13 protein-coding genes are annotated in these 15568 nt (G+C 74.3%); 8 read left to right on the top strand and 5 right to left on the bottom strand.

The features are described 5' to 3' along the window. Positions 1 to 5 precede the first annotated feature (5 nt). Positions 6 to 3674 (bottom strand): patatin-like protein, encoded by a 3669-nt coding sequence (locus H1226_RS24265; protein ID WP_258342986.1) that lies wholly within the window; start codon positions 3672 to 3674, stop codon positions 6 to 8. A gap of 152 nt (positions 3675 to 3826) precedes the next feature. After that, a complete protein-coding gene (locus tag H1226_RS24270) occupies positions 3827 to 4801 on the bottom strand; it encodes an HpcH/HpaI aldolase/citrate lyase family protein (RefSeq protein WP_373689982.1) in 975 nt (324 codons plus the stop codon). Positions 4802 to 4903: 102 nt separating this feature from the next. On the opposite strand from H1226_RS24270, the gene H1226_RS24275 reads away from it, so the two are divergent. After that, a complete protein-coding gene (locus tag H1226_RS24275) occupies positions 4904 to 6199 on the top strand; it encodes a magnesium transporter MgtE N-terminal domain-containing protein (RefSeq protein ID WP_224956034.1) in 1296 nt (431 codons plus the stop codon). Then, complete coding sequence (locus tag H1226_RS24280; protein ID WP_224956035.1) at positions 6192 to 6716, top strand: DUF1003 domain-containing protein; 525 nt, start codon at positions 6192 to 6194, stop codon at positions 6714 to 6716. The genes H1226_RS24275 and H1226_RS24280 overlap by 8 nt, the downstream gene beginning before the upstream one ends. Positions 6717 to 6736: 20 nt before the next feature. Here the strand turns inward: H1226_RS24280 and H1226_RS24285 are convergent, their stop codons facing one another. After that, entirely contained in the window at positions 6737 to 7228 is a 492-nt protein-coding gene (locus tag H1226_RS24285) for a MarR family winged helix-turn-helix transcriptional regulator (RefSeq protein WP_258342998.1), read from the bottom strand. 277 nt (positions 7229 to 7505) lie between these two features. Here H1226_RS24285 and H1226_RS24290 point away from each other — a divergent pair, with 277 nt between their 5' ends. Then, positions 7506 to 8642, top strand: coding sequence for an Mrp/NBP35 family ATP-binding protein (locus tag H1226_RS24290; RefSeq protein WP_224956037.1), 1137 nt, complete (start codon positions 7506 to 7508; stop codon positions 8640 to 8642). Between the two features lie 110 nt (positions 8643 to 8752). On the opposite strand, the gene H1226_RS24295 is transcribed toward H1226_RS24290, so the two are convergent. After that, the gene (locus tag H1226_RS24295; RefSeq protein WP_258343001.1) at positions 8753 to 9379 is read right to left on the bottom strand and encodes an O-methyltransferase; all 627 of its coding nucleotides are present in this window, start codon (positions 9377 to 9379) and stop codon (positions 8753 to 8755) included. A 336-nt stretch (positions 9380 to 9715) separates the two neighbouring features. Between H1226_RS24295 and sigE the strand changes: the two genes are divergently transcribed. The 4 genes from sigE (at position 9716) to tatB (ending at position 13350) form a co-directional block, all read left to right on the top strand. Continuing rightward, positions 9716 to 10303 (top strand): RNA polymerase sigma factor SigE, encoded by a 588-nt coding sequence (sigE, locus tag H1226_RS24300; protein WP_258343003.1) that lies wholly within the window; start codon positions 9716 to 9718, stop codon positions 10301 to 10303. Beyond that, the gene (locus tag H1226_RS24305) at positions 10300 to 11049 is read left to right on the top strand and encodes a zf-HC2 domain-containing protein (RefSeq protein WP_258343005.1); all 750 of its coding nucleotides are present in this window, start codon (positions 10300 to 10302) and stop codon (positions 11047 to 11049) included. Before sigE ends, H1226_RS24305 begins: the two co-directional genes overlap by 4 nt. Positions 11050 to 11188: 139 nt before the next feature. Continuing rightward, positions 11189 to 12832 carry a S1C family serine protease gene (locus H1226_RS24310; RefSeq protein WP_258343014.1) on the top strand — a complete coding sequence of 548 codons (1644 nt, stop codon included), beginning with the start codon at positions 11189 to 11191 and terminating at the stop codon, positions 12830 to 12832. 104 nt (positions 12833 to 12936) lie between these two features. Further along, positions 12937 to 13350: a Sec-independent protein translocase protein TatB gene (gene tatB / locus H1226_RS24315; protein ID WP_224956042.1), complete on the top strand. Its 414-nt coding sequence runs from the start codon at positions 12937 to 12939 to the stop codon at positions 13348 to 13350. Here tatB and H1226_RS24320 read toward each other — a convergent pair. Next, on the bottom strand, positions 13329 to 14555 hold the full coding sequence (locus tag H1226_RS24320) for an MFS transporter (protein WP_258343016.1): 1227 nt from the start codon (positions 14553 to 14555) through the stop codon (positions 13329 to 13331). The genes tatB and H1226_RS24320 overlap by 22 nt on opposite strands. A 63-nt stretch (positions 14556 to 14618) precedes the next feature. On the opposite strand from H1226_RS24320, the gene H1226_RS24325 reads away from it, so the two are divergent. Beyond that, the gene (locus tag H1226_RS24325; protein ID WP_258343018.1) at positions 14619 to 15536 is read left to right on the top strand and encodes a LysR family transcriptional regulator; all 918 of its coding nucleotides are present in this window, start codon (positions 14619 to 14621) and stop codon (positions 15534 to 15536) included. The last annotated feature ends 32 nt before the right edge of the window (positions 15537 to 15568 follow it).

Here is a 15568-nt window from a genome sequence, read left to right on the forward strand (position 1 = left end):
GCTGATCATAGTGTTCGGGGGCCTGCGGCCGGTTCGCCGCGAACCACCTCCGATCGGGCGGAACCGGCGCCGCCCGCCGTCCCGGACCGCTCGGCGCCGTGCTCGGGGCGCGGGCGGGGCCGCAGCAGGTCCACCGTGGACAGCAGCACCATGTGCGCGTAGGCGGCCGCGATCGCGGTGGGCACCAGCCACCCGACCTCGCCCACCGGCGGGTCCACCAGCCACAGCGCCGTGGTGAACACGGCCGCCGACAGCAGCGCCGCCACGGCCCGGCCCCACGGCCGCAGTCCCAGCGAGAGCAGGAAGTTCACCGCCACGGCCGTAAGCACCAGCCCCTGCGGTCCGAGCGTCAGCCCGGTGTCGGCGATCCACACCACCGCCGCGGTCACCACCACCGCGGTGAGCGCGGCGGGCAGCCAGCGGGCCGCGCCCCGGCCCCGGCTCAGCGACCGGAAGCCCAGCCACAGCGCGGAAGCGGCGACCACGATCAGCGCCAGCAGCACGCCCGCGTTCATCTGGAACGGGTCGAAGGTGAACGGCCGCAGCGCCGCGACCGCCGAGGAGTCCGGCGGCAGCACCGCGATCCGGTCCCCGGCCGACGCGCCCGGGTACCAGCCCATGCAGTAGGTCGTGCCGTCCGGATCCGCTGGCGGCACGGCCGGGCAGCTCAGCGAGACTTCCCGCGGGAACAGCGCATCGGATCCGGCCGGGGCCACCCCGCTGAGCACCACGGCCGTCGCGCCGAGCAACGCCGCCAGCGCCACGCGGCGCGGCGCGGCGACCGCGAGCACCGCCAGCAGCAGCACCGGCTTCACCACGGTCGTCGCCACCCGCCCCAGCAGCCGCAGCACGCCCGCCGTGCCCGGCCGCACCGCGCGGTAGGCCACCAGCCCGGCCCGGGTCGCCATCGAGGCGAGCCGGGGCTCGCCGAGGTCCGCCACCCGCTCGCGGCCGACCGAGTAGCGCCGCACCTCGTCGGCGAGCGGCTCCGGTTCGGGGATGTCCGGCAGCGCGGGCTCGCCCGGGTCGGCGCCGGGTGCGACGGTCGCGACGAACGGCACCTCCTGGGCGGCGATCGTCCAGTGCAGCCGTTCCACGACGAGTTCCTTGGTGCGGGTCAGCGGGTGCTCGTCGACCGGGTCGGCGAACATGGCCGCCAGCTCGGCGCGCACCTGGTCGGCGTGCCGCTCCCACAGCTCGGCCAGGAACGCCCGCCACCGCTCGGAACCGGCGGCGTCGCCGAGCTCCGCGCGGGTCGGGGTGGTGACGATCTCCCGCAGCCGGTCCGCGATGCCCTCCGGGCCGAGGCCGCCGCTGTGCCGCAGCAGCCGCGCCGGGACCAGCAGCAGCCCCACCAGCGCCGACGCCGAGTCGAGCCGCCCCCACATCCAGTCGTTCGCGCGCCACCGCGCGGACAGGAACGCGCCGAAGTTGCCCAGGTCGCCACCGCGCACCTTGTCCTCGACCTGCAGCTCGCCGCCGGTGCGCAGCGCGTCGAACGGCAGCGGGGAGCGCGCATCGCTGACGACGCGCAGCAGGTTGATCCGGTCGCCCGGCGAACGGCCGACGTCCAGCGGCGCGGTCAGCACCACCAGCGCGCGGAGCACGGCGGGGCGCCGCTCGGTGCGCTCCAGCAGCGCGTAGCCGACCTGCTCGGGGGAGGCGGCGCGCTCCGGGGAGTGCCCGGGCGAGCGCGCCCCGAACCGCTCGCCGTCCCCGCGCGGCGGGGCCGCGGCGGCGAGCCGGTCGGCGATGCGGTGCAGCACCACCCGCGCCTCCGCCACCGCGTCCACCCCGTGCTCGTCCTCGGGCACCGCGTCGGCGCCGGAGGACTCGGCGATCGACGCGAGCTCGGCGGCGAACTCCTCCAGCGCGCGCTGGAACCGCTCCCCCCGGCCCACCTCGTCGAGCACCGCGCCCAGCAGCGGCCGCACCGGGGACGGCAGCCGGTGCTGCAGCCGGTCCCGGCGGTCGGCGACCCGCAGCACCCAGTCCGACATCTCCCCGAGCTCGACGATCGGTTCGTGCCGGGCGCCGTCCACCCAGTACCGGTCGGCGTGGCCCTCCAGGACCTGGGCGAAGGTGCGCAGCCGGTACAGCTCCGATTTGCAGCGCCCGATCACCGGCAGCTGCTCCGCCTCGGCCCAGCGGCCGATGTCCCGCGCCCAGTCCAGGCACTCCTGCACCCCGGAGTGCAGCCCGCGCACGTCGTCGAACACCCGTCCCGGGTCCGCGGCCGCCAGCCCGGCCAGTCCCGCGCCCAGCCGGCGCCCCAGCACGGTGCGGACCTGCGGGGACCAGCCTTCGAGGGGTTCGCCCACCACCGGCGGCAGCAGCCTGCCGTCCTCGCTGCCCGCGGGTTCGACCAGCAGCCGCACCACGGCCTGGGCGTCCAGCTCCGCGCGCACCACCGCGTACTCCGCTTCGACCCGCGCGGCCTGGGCCAGCAGCTCCGCTTCGCGGACGGCGGGGGCGGCGGCCAGCAGCGGCGCGAACACGGACCTGCGGCGCAGTTCGGTGCGCTGCACCGCCGCGTTGTGCTCGTCGAGCGCGTGGATGTCGGCCAGCAGCGACTCCTGCGACATGCGGGCGCTCATCGCGGTGGAGGCCACCGGTAGCGCCAGCTGCCTGCTCAGCGGCCTGCCCTCGCCGACCGTCTCCGGTTCCGGGTTGAGGTACAGCAGCCAGCGCGAGCTGGGCCGCTCGGTGGGCACCGCGGCCATCGCCTCCACGGCCGCGGTCACCGGGATGTTGTCCAGCACCCCGCCGTCGATCACCCGGTACGGGCGCGGATCGGTGGTCGTCTCGGAGAACACCCCGAGCATGTCCGGTTGTCCGGCCGGTGCCCCGCCGATGCTCGCGTGCACCTGCGCGGGTTCGAACGCGAACGGGAACGAGGAGGTGGCGCGCGCCGCCTGCGCCATCCGCAGCGCGGTCGCCGGGAAGTCGGGTCCGGTGCCGAAGTCCGACAGCGGCTGCCCGGAGCGACCGCGGTGCCGGAACCGGAACATGGCGGTGCGGCGCTGCTCGACCAGCGGCCCGGAGCGGCCGTCGAAGTGCCGCTCCAGCACCGGGTCCAGCAGGGTCGCGGTGAGCAGCAGGTCCAGCCGGGACCCGAGGTTGCGGGCGTCCCGCGGGTGCGGGGTGAGCTCGGTGATCAGCCGGGCCAGTTCGGCGCGGAAGTAGTCGTCGCCCTCCAGCAGCGAATCGGGCCTGCGGTGCCAGAACTTCGGCACCGCGCGGCTCATCGCCTCCAGGTCGGCGAGCCGCACCCACAGCTCGCGCATGTCCTCGAACGGCATGCCGTAGACGATCGAGGCGGCCAGCAGCGTCGCGTTCAGCCCGCCCGCCGACGCCCCGGCGAGCACGTCCACCGACACCGAGTCGTAGCCGGCGAGCCCGGCCAGCGCCGCCCACGGGTGCTCGACGTCGTCGTCGGTCCGCTCCGCCCGGGGCGGTTCGACCCGTCCCGCCCGGTCCGCGGCCGCCCGGTCCACGGCCGGCCGGTCCGACCGGGACGTCGCGCAGCGCAGCAGGTCGATCTCGGCGACGGCACCGCCGATCCACACCGCGAGGCTCGCCCCGCCGCGCATCGCCAGCGCCAGCCGGAGCTCCTGGTCGTTCTCCGCGCCGGTCCGCGCCGCGTCCGGTTCGCGCTCTCCCGGTTCGCCCACCGGTTCCCGATCCGCCACGTCGCCGCCCCCTCGGTCGACCCGCACGCCGGGGCCGGTTCGTCCAGCGGCGGCTCCGGCGATCACTGTTGATCAGAACGTACCGCGCCGCACCGGCCCCGGGATCGCCCACACGGGCGGTGCGGCGCAGGTCATCACCCGGTGGGCGGGGTCCAGCGGTCGGTGCGGGACATGCCCGCGGCGCGGCCCTTGCCCGCGATGACCAGCGCCATCTTCCGGGAGGCCTCGTCGATCATCTCGTCGCCGAGCATCGCCGCGCCGCGCATGCCGCCCGCCTCCGAGGTGTGCCACTCGTAGGCGTCCAGCACGTTCTCCGCGTGGTCGTAGTCCGCCTGGCGCGGCGAGAACAGCTCGTTCACCGCGTCCACCTGCGCCGGGTGCAGCACCCACTTGCCGTCGAAGCCCAGCGCCGCGGAGCGGCCGCCGACCCGCCGCAACCCCTCGACGTCCTTGATCGCCAGGTACGGCCCGTCGATCGCCTGCACGTCGTGCGCCCGCGCCGCCACCAGCATCCGCATCAGCACGTAGTGGTAGGCGTCGCCCACGTCGTAGCCGGGCGGCTGCTCGCCGACCACCATGGACCGCACGCCGATCGAGGCCATGAAGTCGGCGGGGCCGAACACCAGCGCTTCGACGCGCGGCGACGCCGATGCGATGGCGTCCACTTCGGCCAGTCCGCGCGCGTCCTCGATCTGCGCCTCGACGCCGATCCGGCCGACTTCCAGGCCGGTGGCGCGCTCCACCTGGGTCAGCGTCAGGTCCAGCCAGCGCACGTGGTCCGGCGTGGACACCTTCGGCAGCACGATGGTGTCCAGGTTCTCCCCGGCGGTCTCCACGACCTCCACCACGTCCCGGTAGGTCCACTGCGAGGTGAGGTCGTTGACCCGGACCGAGCGGATCTTGCCGTCCCAGCCGCCCTCGTTCAGCGCGGCCGCGACCCGGCCGCGGGCCTCCGCCTTCGCCAGCGGGGCCACGGCGTCCTCCAAGTCCAGGAAGAACGAGTCCACCGCCAGCCCGCGGGCCTTGTCGATCATTTTGGCGCTGGAACCGGGAACGGCCAGGCAGCTGCGGCGGGCACGTCGGCGATCGACCACGGGGAACCTCCTCATCGGGCACGGGCACCCAGCTCTCTACCACGGACCGCACCGCACCGGCTGTGACCCCGGTCGCCGCGACTGCCCGGCACCGGCCCGGCGACTAGCCTGATCAGCGTGGCAGCCACAACCAGGGTCTTCGCGGCGCGGGTCGCCGGGCTCGCCGTGTTCGGCCCGGACGGCGAGTCCATCGGCAAGGTGCGCGACGTCGTCGCCGGGCTGCGCGCCGCCGGGCAGCCGCCGCGGATCCTCGGCCTGGTGATGGAGATGGCGGCGCGGCGGCGGATCTTCGTGCCGATGCTGCGGGTGGTGCGCGTCGAGCCGAACGCGGTCACCCTCGCCACCGGCTCGGTCAACACCCGCCAGTTCCACCAGCGGCCCAACGAGGTGCTGGTGCTCGGGCAGCTGCTGGACGCGAAGGTCACCCTCGCCGCCACCGGCGCCTCGGCGGTGCTGGTGGACGCGGCGCTGGAGCAGACCCGCACCCGCGACTGGCGGATCAGCAGGCTCGCGGTCCGGGAGCGCACCGGGCGGCTCGGCAGGCGCGGTCCGGTGCAGGTGGTGGAGTGGGACCAGATCACCGGGCTCGCCGCCGCGGAGCTCACCGACCGGCCGCAGGGCGTGGCGCAGCTGCTGGCCCTGCTGGACACGATGCGCGCCGTGGACGTGGCCAGCACGCTGCACGAACTTCCCGCGAAGCGCCGCTACGAGGTGGCCGAGGCGCTCGACGACGAACGGCTCGCCGACGTCGTGGAGGAACTGCCCGAGGACGACCAGAAGGACCTGATCGGGCACCTCGGGGAGGACCGGGCCGCGGACGTGCTGGAGGCCATGAGCCCCGACGACGCCGCCGACCTGCTCGCCGAACTGCCCGAAGTGGACAAGAACCGGCTGCTGGAGCTGATGGAGCCCGCCGAGTCCGCCCCGGTGAAGCGCCTGCTCGCCTACTCGGCGGACACCGCGGGCGGCCTGATGACACCGGAGCCGGTGGTCCTCGGCCCGGACGCCACCATCGCCGAGGCGCTCGCGATGGTGCGCAACGCGGAGCTGCCGGTGGCGCTGGCCAGCATGGTCTTCGTCTGCCGCCCGCCGTCGGCGACGCCCACCGGCCGCTACCTGGGCTGCGTGCACATCCAGCGGCTGCTGCGCGAACCGCCGTCGACGCTGGTGGCGGGCGCGCTGGACACCACCCTGGCGAGCCTGCCGCCGACGGCGACGCTGGCCGAGGTGACCCGCTACTTCGCCGCCTACAACCTGGTGTGCGGGCCGGTGCTCGACGACCAGGAGCACCTGATCGGCGCGGTCACGGTGGACGACGTGCTCGACCACCTGCTGCCGGAGAACTGGCGGGAGAGCGGGCTGCCCGACGACCGGAACTCCCCGGACGCACCGAAAGCGAGCGACGATGCCTGAACTGCTGTCCCGGCGGCGGCTCGACCAGCCCCGGATGCCGCGCCGGTTCACCGTGGACTTCGACCCGGAGCTGTTCGGCCAGATCTCCGAACGCGTGGCCCGCTTCCTCGGCACCGGGAAGTTCCTGTTCTGGATGACGGTGTTCGTGATCAGCTGGATCGCGATGAACCTGTTCGCGGTGGGCCTGCGCTGGGACCCGTACCCGTTCATCCTGCTGAACCTGGCGTTCTCCACCCAGGCCTCGTACGCGGCGCCGCTGATCCTGCTGGCGCAGAACCGGCAGGACGACCGGGACCGGGTGTCGCTGGAGGAGGACCGCGCGCGGGCCGAGCAGACGAAGGCCGACACCGAGTACCTGGCGCGGGAGCTGGCCGCGCTGCGGCTGGCGATCGGCGAGGTCGCCACCCGCGACTACCTGCGCGGCGAGCTCGACCGGTTGCGCGACGAGCTGCCCGGCACCGAGAGCGCGGGCGCGCGGCGCCGCCGCCAGGGCGCGGAGGGCCGCGAGGACGCGTGATCGCGGCGGCGGGCGCGCGATCAGGCCTGGGCGCGTTGCCCCGGCGGGGCCGGAACGCCGCCGGCGGCGAGCTTCTCGCAGGTCCGGGCGAACTCCTCCAGCTCCCGCGGCTCAGTCACCGAAAGGAAGTACTGGGTCACTCCACCGAGGTGCGTTCTGGATGCGGTGCGCAACCGGCCTTCGCCGGCCTCGGTGATCACCGCGAGTACCCCCCTGCCGTCCGAATCGACCCGGACGCGACTGACCAGACCGATCCGCTCCAGGCGGTCGACCAGTCTCGTCACGCCGGACCTGGACAGCAGCACGGCGTCCGCGAGCTCGGTCATGCGCAGCCTGCGCTCGGGCGCTTCGTAGAGCGCCTGCAGCACGTCGTAGGCGGCCAGCGTCAGCCGCTGCTCGGCGATCAGATCTCCTTCCAGGCAGCGCGTGACGCGGGCGTGCGCGCGCAGGAAGGTTCGATAGGCCAGCAGCTCGCCACGAGTGGGTAATCGATCAAGACCCGTCTCGGTCACGATGAGTGATACTACGGAGGGCAGTCACACGAATGCGAAGCGCCCCCGCATTTCCCAGATGTGAGCACGTCGGGACCGGTGCCTGGAATAAACCAGCGCACAGGGCTGTTCCGCCACCTCCGAGCGCACCCGCGGACGCGATCCGGACGCCCCGGTGGGCCGTCACACGCTGCGCACCTCGCCGGTGTTCCCGGAGCTACCGGCCCGTAACATCGACGGTCGGTCCGTAGCATCGAGGGCAAGCACAGCCGCAGGAAGGGTCGGTGTCACCGCAACCGTGACCAGCACGCACTCCGCTCCCACCGAAGAGGCCGTCCGCCAGGCCCTCACCCAGGTCGAGGACCCGGAGATCCACAAGCCGATCACCGATCTCGGCATGGTCAAATCCGTGGCCGTCGAGGACGGCGCGGTCGCCGTCGGCGTGTACCTGACCGTCCAGGGCTGCCCGATGCGGGAGACGATCACGCAGCGGGTCGAGACCGCGGTCGGTGCCGTCGAAGGCGTGCGGGCGGTGACCGTCGAGCTCGACGTGATGAGCGACGAGCAGCGCTCCGAGCTGCGCAAGAAGCTGCGCGGCAACGCCGACGAACCCCGCATCCCGTTCGCCGAACCCGGCTCGATGACCCGCGTGTACTGCGTGGCCTCCGGCAAGGGCGGCGTCGGGAAGTCCAGCGTCACGGTGAACCTCGCCGCCGCGATGGCCAAGCGCGGGCTGTCGGTCGGCGTGGTCGACGCCGACATCTACGGCCACTCGGTCCCGCGGATGCTCGGCTCGGGCGGCAAGCCCACCCAGGTCGAGAAGATGATCATGCCGCCGCAGGCGCACGGCGTGAAGGTCATCTCCATCGGCATGTTCACCCCCGGCAACACGCCCGTCGTGTGGCGCGGGCCGATGCTGCACCGCGCCCTGCAGCAGTTCCTCTCCGACGTCTTCTGGGGCGACCTGGACGTGCTGCTGCTGGACCTGCCGCCCGGCACCGGGGACATCGCGCTGTCCACCGCTCAGCTCATCCCGAACGCCGAGATCCTCGTCGTCACCACTCCGCAGCAGGCCGCGGCCGAGGTCGCCGAGCGCGCGGGCGCCATCGCCATGCAGACCCGGCAGCGGCTCGCCGGCGTCGTGGAGAACATGTCCTGGATGGAACTGCCCGACGGGCAGCGCATGGAGGTCTTCGGCAGCGGCGGCGGCCAGATCGTGGCCGACTCGCTGAGCCGCGCCGTCGGCTCGGAGGTCCCGCTGCTGGGCCAGGTGCCGCTGGACACCCGGCTGCGCGAGGCGGGCGACAGCGGCACTCCGCTGGTCGTCGAGGCCCCCGAGTCCCCCGCCGCGCAGGTGCTCACCGACGTCGCCAAGCGCCTGTCCACCCGGGCCCGCGGCCTCGCCGGTCAACTCCTGTCGGTCTCCCCGGCCTGATCGATCCCGCGAACGCCCGCCGCCCCGGTTCCGGGTCGGCGGGCGCTCGCGCGTTCAGGGGAGGTCACCGCCGCGCGGCTGCCGCTCGCGCGGTCACCGCTGCTCGGCGGTCACGACTGCTCGGTGCGGGCGATGGCCAGCAGGCCGTCGCCGACGGGCAGCGCCACCGGCACCAGCGACTCGTCCGCGCGCACCGCCCTGGTCAGCTCGCGCAGCGCCTGGGCGCGCGGCTCCTGCCGCTGCGCGGCGTCGACCGGCCCGGCGAACACGATGGCCCCGCCCGGACGCAGCAGCGGTGCGCCGAGTTCGAGGAACGCCGGGTACTTGGCCGGCATCGCGTCGACGAACACCAGGTCGTAGGCGCCCTCGGTGAGCTTCGGCAGCACCCGCTCGGCCAGCCCGGCGATGAACCGGGTGCGGGACCGGGGGACGCCTTGGGCCGCCAGCGCCTCGCGCGCGATGTGCTGCGCGGCGGCGTCGATGTCGATCGAGGTCAGCACGCCTTCGGGCACCATGCCGCGGAGCAGCCAGCTCGCCGAGGCTCCCGTGCCGGAGCCCACCTCGACGACGGACTTCGCGCGCAGCACGGTCGCCAGGAAGCGCAGCGCGGCGCCCGCGGACCCGTCGATGGACTCTTCCGCTGGGTCGGCCGCGTGCCCGATGGATCCGCGGGCGTCGCCGAGCATGCTGCCCGGCCGGTCCAGGGGACCGGTGCCGATCGACGTCTCGGGTATCACGAGGCGCAAGATTATCTTCAGCGGCCGGTTCGGTTGCCCCCGTTCGGCACATCGTTAGACGGCTGTTTCCGGCATCACGTCGGATCTTGCGCCGATCAGGTGAACGTCAGGTTCTCAGGCTGCTCTCAGGGCCTTTTCATCCGTCCCTCACGAGCGCGCGCGAGAGTGGGTATCGACCGGGAGCGGACCGCCGCTCCCAGCAACGAGGGCAGCACGCGGAACGCGCGCCCCACCGGCCACGCCCGGCCTCCGCCGGGGAACAAACCGGCGGCCGCGTTCGTTCCCCGGATGCACACGCCGCAGGAGGTGGCTTCTCGTCCGATGCCAACACAGTCGATGAGTCCGGCCGTTCGAACCGACCAGCACGCCGTCGCCACCGCACCCGTCGCGGAGGCGGCGTGGACGCCGCCGTCCTGGGACGAGGTGGTCCGGGAGCACGCAGACCGGGTGTACCGGCTGGCGTACCGGCTCACCGGCAACCAGCACGACGCGGAGGACCTCACGCAGGAGACGTTCATCCGCGTCTTCCGCTCCTTGGCGTCCTACAAGCCCGGCACGTTCGAGGGCTGGCTGCACCGGATCACCACGAACCTCTTCCTGGACATGGCCCGGCGCCGCTCCCGGCTGCGCATGGAGGGCCTGCCCGAGGACACCGACCGGCTGCCCAGCACCGGCCCCAGCCCCGAGCAGGTGTTCTACGACACGCACCTGGACCCGGACCTGCAGGCCGCGCTGGACGAGGTGCCGCCGGAGTTCCGCGCGGCCGTGGTGCTGTGCGACGTGGAAGGGCTGTCGTACGAGGAGATCGGGACCACCCTCGGGGTGAAGCTCGGTACTGTGCGCAGCAGGATCCACCGCGGCAGGCAGATGTTGAAGGCCACGTTGGAAGCTAGGCGGGAGCAGGCTCGGGAGGACTCGGCATGACGGTTCGGCGGGGGTGGGGGCTGTCCGAACAGCACCTCGCACTGGACGCGCTCGTGGCATTCGTGGACGGAGAGCTGACCGCCGGCGCCCACGACCGCGCGGCCGCCCACCTCGCCAGGTGCCCGGCCTGCGCGGCCGAGGCCACCGCCCAACGGCAGGCCCGGGCGGCGGTGCGCTCCGCGTCGTGCCCGTCGATGTCCGCCGGACTGCTGCAAGCCCTGCAGTCGATACCGTCGAGCGCCGAACTCCCCGCGCAGCCCGACGGGCTCGCGCTGACCGAGGAGGGGCAGCTCGTCGCGGTCAACCCGGGCGCGCGCCCCGGCCGGTTCGGTTCCGGCGCGGCGCTCGGTTCCAGCACTCCCCTCGGCGGTGGCAGGCAGCCGATGGGGTCCAGCGCACCGCTCGGCTCGACCCGGCCCGATGAACCGCGCGGTGGCCGCGGCAGGCGAGCGGGTGCGGGGGTCGTGTTCTCCGGCCTGGTGCTCGGCGCGCTGGCGCTGGTGAGCATCCCGGACGACCAGCTCCCACCGACCGACGCGGGCCCGCCGCTGCCGCTGCCCGGCGAGGCCTACGACTCGGCGCTGATCCCCGCTTCGGCGCGCTTCGACGAGCGAGGTGGAACTCCGCCCTCCGAGGCGCCCGCCTCGACCACGACGCCGGTGCCGCCGCCCGATGCGACGCCGGGCGCCGACGCCCCGGTGACGCCGTCCGGCGCGCCGCTGCTCTCCGCTTCCGCGCAGCCCTGATCACCGGGCCGTCGCCCCGCTCCTACGCGGACTTCACCTGGCACTGGGCAGGATGAGGACGTACCGGTGCGCGGGCGGTCGCCCTCGTGTGATCCACTCGCATGCCGATGTGTCGACGACTTCGCAGGCCCGGGGAGCGATGAGCGAGCAGCCGAGGAAACCCGCGCAGGGATCCGACCCGGTGCGACCCGATCAGGCTCGGCCGCAGGACGACCAGCGCCACGAGATCCCCTCCGCGCCCGACGGCGACGCGGTGCACCCGTGGCAACCGGGTTCGGCCGCCCCCGCCCGCGGAGTTCCCGCGGCGGACGTCTCCCGCCCGGCCCAGGACGCGCCGCCGCGGCACCCCGAGGTCGATCCCGCCCAGGCCGCCGTCTTCGGCAGGCCCGCCGGCGTCTCCGGCAGCTTCCAGCCCGGGGCGGACGAGCGCGCACCCGGCGTCGAGCAGGCCCCGCCCCCGCCGGACGCGCTGGTCAAGGCGTTCGGCCGTCCGCAGGGTTCCGCCGAATCGCTGCAGCGCGAACCCGGGGAGACCCCGCCCGCTCCCCCGGCCGACGAACCCGCCTCGTTCTGGAGCGACCGCGGCGACCAGGACCCGTGGCGCAACCCGTCGGCGAGCTCCGTGATCGGCCCGCCCGCGGTCTCCGAAGCCGCTCCGGAAGCGGCGCCCGAGCCCGGGCCCGGTCCGCTGCTGAGCGCCCGCGAGGTGCTGTTCGGCCGCCGGGTCCGGCCGCGCTCGCTGGCCGCGCTCGCCGGGGTCGCCGTGCTGCTGGCCGGGGTCGGCGGTTTCGTCGGCCGGATCACCGCCGAGGAGGGCAATCCGCTGACCAACCCGGACGTGACGCTCGCCGAGGTGGAGCCGGGCGTGGACCGGCCCAGCGGCGGGGTGTCCGCCGTGGCCCGCCGCATCGTGCCCGCCGTGGTCTCGGTGGAGGTGCACGTCGGCGCGCAGGGCGGCAGCGGTTCCGGGGTGGTCATCGACGGCGACGGCTACATCGTCACGAACAACCACGTGGTGTCGATGGCCGCGGACACGCCGGGGGCCACCGTCTCGGCGGTGTTCAGCGACGGCAGCCGGGTGCCCGCGCGGATCGTGGGCCGGGACGTGAAGACCGACCTCGCCGTGATCAAGGTGGAGGTGGCGAACCCGACGGTGGCGCAGCTGGGCCGCTCCGGCGACCTCGCGGTCGGCGACCAGGTGATCGCCGTCGGTTCTCCGCTGGGCCTGGCCAGCACGGTCACCACCGGCATCGTCAGCTCGGTGCACCGGCCGGTGCGGCTGGCCGGGGAGGGCACCGACACCAACGCGGTGGTGGACGCGATCCAGACGGACGCGGCGATCAACCCGGGCAACTCCGGTGGCGCGCTGGTGGACGGCAACGGCGCGGTGGTCGGGATCAACAGCGGTATCCGCACCATCGGCTCCGGTGGCGAGGGCGGTTCGATCGGGCTGGGCTTCGCGATCCCCATCGACGACGTGCGGCGCATCGCGCAGGAGCTGATCCGCACCGGGCGGGCCGCGCACGCCGACCTCGGCGTGAACGCCAAGTCCGTGAACGACGGCACCACCGACGGCGCCCAGGTGCTCAACGTGCGCGACGGCGGTTCCGCCGCGGGGGCGGGCATCGCCGAGGGCGACGTGATCATCCGGGTCGGCGACCGCAAGGTCAGCACCGCGGACGAGCTGGTGGTGGCGGTGGACCGGCACCGCGTCGGCGAGACCGTGCCGGTGACGGTGGTGCGGCAGGGACGGGAGCTCGTGCTGGACGTGGCGCTGCGCTGATCGCGCGCAGTTCTGGGAAAAGTGGCGTTTCCACCGGGCACCACCCGATGGGTAGGCTGGGCGGCGCGCGCAGCGCGAAGCACGGGAGTGAAAGGTGATCCGAGGTGTTCGACAGCATCGGCTGGGGTGAGATCCTGGTCCTCATCGTCGCCGGTCTGTTCATCCTCGGCCCGGACCGGCTGCCCGAGGGCGCCGCGTGGCTGGGCCGCACGATCCGCCAGGTCAAGCAGTACGCGACCGGAGCCAGGGACCACCTCCGCTCCGAACTGGGCCCCGAGTTCGACGAGCTGCGCAAGCCGCTGGAGGACCTGCGCGGCATCCGCGACTTCAACCCGCGCAGCGCCGTCACCAAGCACCTGTTCGACGGGGAGAACCCGCTCGACCCGCCGCTGAACGGCAACGGGAACGGGAGCGGGACGAACGGCGGCACCACCGCACCGAAGCCGCCGCAGCCCCCGAAGCCGCAGCGCCCGCTGGAACAGGGCGAGCGGCCGCCCTACGACTCCGACGCGACCTGAGCCGGAGCCACCACCGGCTCCGCCCGTCGGCGCTCGGAGCGCCTGCCGCTCAGCACCGCGATCCCGGCCAGCAGCAGCGAGCAGCCGAGCACGGCCGACATCCCGTTCCAGCCCCAGGCCGCGTAGGCGACGCCGCCGACGACTCCGCCGACGCTGCTGCCGCCGTAGTAGGCGAGCTGGTACATCGCCGAGGCCTGGCCGCGCGCCGACGGTGAGGCGAGCAGCCCCACCCAGCCGCTGGCCACCGAGTGCGCCGCGAAGAACCCGCCGGTGAACACGACCAGCCCGACCAGGATCACCACCAGGTTCCCGGCCAGCATCAGCAGCAGCCCCAGCAGCGCGGTGCCCAGCCCGGCGAGCAGCACTCGGGGCCTCCCCCACCGGTCGGCCAGCCGGCCGGCGACCGCCGAGGTCACGGTGCCCGCCGCGTAGGCCAGGAACGCGAGCGCGGCGAGCGCGGGCGGCACCGACAGCGGCGGCTCGACCAGCCGGAACCCGAGCACGTTGTAGACGGCCACGAACGCCCCCATGCCGAGCGCGGCGACGAGGAACGGCGGCCGCAGCGCCGGATCGGTGGCGGCGGCCCGCACTCCGACCAGCAGCGGCTTCCACCGCAGTTCCTGGCGCCGCTGGTGGCGCTCCTGCGGCAGCAGCAGGACGAACCCGACGGTGCAGATCGCGCCGAGGACGGCGACGGCCGCGACGCCACCGGCCCACCCCGCGTAGTCACCGGCGATCCCGCCGAGCAGCCGGCCGGACATGCCGCCGACGGTGGTGCCCGCGACGTACAGGCCCATGGTGGTGCCGAGGTCCCGTCCTCCCGTCTCGTCGGCGAGGTAGGCGGCGGCGACGGCGGCGATGCCCGCGACGGCGGCCCCCTGCACGAGCCGCAGCCCGACCAGCAGCGGGAAAGACCCGATGAACGGCAGCAGCACGCCGATCGCTTCGGCGAGCAGCAGCGAGCCGACCATGATCCGCCGCCTGCCGTACACCTCGGACAGGGTGCCGAGCGGGATCGCCGCGATCGCCAGGCCGAGGGTGCCCGCCGACACCAGCAGCGCCACGGTGCCTGGCGCGAGGCCGAAGGCGTCGGAGAACTGGGGCAGCACCGGTTGCGGCGCGTAGAGCAGCGCGAACAGGGCCAGGGCGCCGATGAGCAGCGCGATCCTGATGCGGCGGATCCGGTTCAGGTCGTCGGTGAGCACGTGGGCGACCGTAAGCCGGGCTAATTAATGCGTCCAATGCGCGAGGAGGGCACGATTCATGCCGTGCCGCATGAGTCCGAGCTGCCGCTGGACGCCGCCCAGCTCACCGCCGATCTCGCCCCGACGCTGAACCTGCTGCGCACCGTCGCCGCCGAGGGCCATCTCACACGCGCGGCGGCGCGGCTCGGCGTCCCGCAGCCCACGGTGAGCCGCGCGCTGGCCAGGATCGCCGACCGCCTCGGCACCGACGTCGTCACGAAGGAGGGGCGCGGGGTCCGGCTCACCCGCACCGGCGCCCAGCTCGCTGCCGCGGCCGAGCACGCCTACGCGGAGCTGGCGGACCGGTGCCGCGAGGTGGTCGAGGAGCTGGACCCGGACCGCGGCCGCATCTCGCTCGGCTTCCAGCACACCATGGGCAGCGCCCTGGTCCCGGAACTGATCCGCGGGTTCCGCGCCGGGCATCCCGGGGTGCGGTTCCGGCTCGTGCAGGGCGCCAGGGACGACATGCTGGCGGGCGCGCTGGACGGCCGGCTCGACCTGTGCCTGGTCTCGCCGCTGCCGACCGGAGCCGAGTGGGAGTCGGTGGCGGTGGCGCGCGACGAGCTGGTCGCGGTGGTGCCGCCCGCCCATCCGCTGGCCGAGCGCGCGGAGGTGCGGCTCGCAGAGCTGGCCGCCGAGGAGTTCGCGCTGATGGGCCCGGGCTACGGGCTGCGGCACATCGTCACCGAACTCGCCGAGGCGGCCGATGTTCCGCTGCGGCCCAGCTGGGAAGCCGAAGAGGTCGACACGCTCCGCGGCCTGGTCGCCGCCGGTCTCGGCGTCACGCTGCTGCCCCGGGCCGTCGGTGGCGAGGTGGCGGGCACCGTGGAGATCTCGCTGTCCCCGGCCGCGCACCGCACGGTGGGGATGGCCTGGCCCGCGGGCCGCACCCCGCCGCCGGTGGTGCGCGCGTTCCGCGACCACGCCACCTCCCGGCCCTGACGCGCGACGATCCCGCGGGGACCAGGTCCACC

The sequence above is a fragment of the Saccharopolyspora gregorii genome, from assembly GCF_024734405.1.
Taxonomy (GTDB): domain Bacteria; phylum Actinomycetota; class Actinomycetes; order Mycobacteriales; family Pseudonocardiaceae; genus Saccharopolyspora_C; species Saccharopolyspora_C gregorii.

Coding starts and splice junctions, on each gene's coding strand:
- H1226_RS24270 (WP_373689982.1), bottom strand. CDS start 4,801: ATGAGGAGGTTCCCCGTGGTCGATCGCCGACGTGCCCGCCGCAGCTGC.
- H1226_RS24280 (WP_224956035.1), top strand. CDS start 6,192: ATGCCTGAACTGCTGTCCCGGCGGCGGCTCGACCAGCCCCGGATGCCG.
- sigE (WP_258343003.1), top strand. CDS start 9,716: ATGAGTCCGGCCGTTCGAACCGACCAGCACGCCGTCGCCACCGCACCC.
- H1226_RS24305 (WP_258343005.1), top strand. CDS start 10,300: ATGACGGTTCGGCGGGGGTGGGGGCTGTCCGAACAGCACCTCGCACTG.
- H1226_RS24310 (WP_258343014.1), top strand. CDS start 11,189: ATGAGCGAGCAGCCGAGGAAACCCGCGCAGGGATCCGACCCGGTGCGA.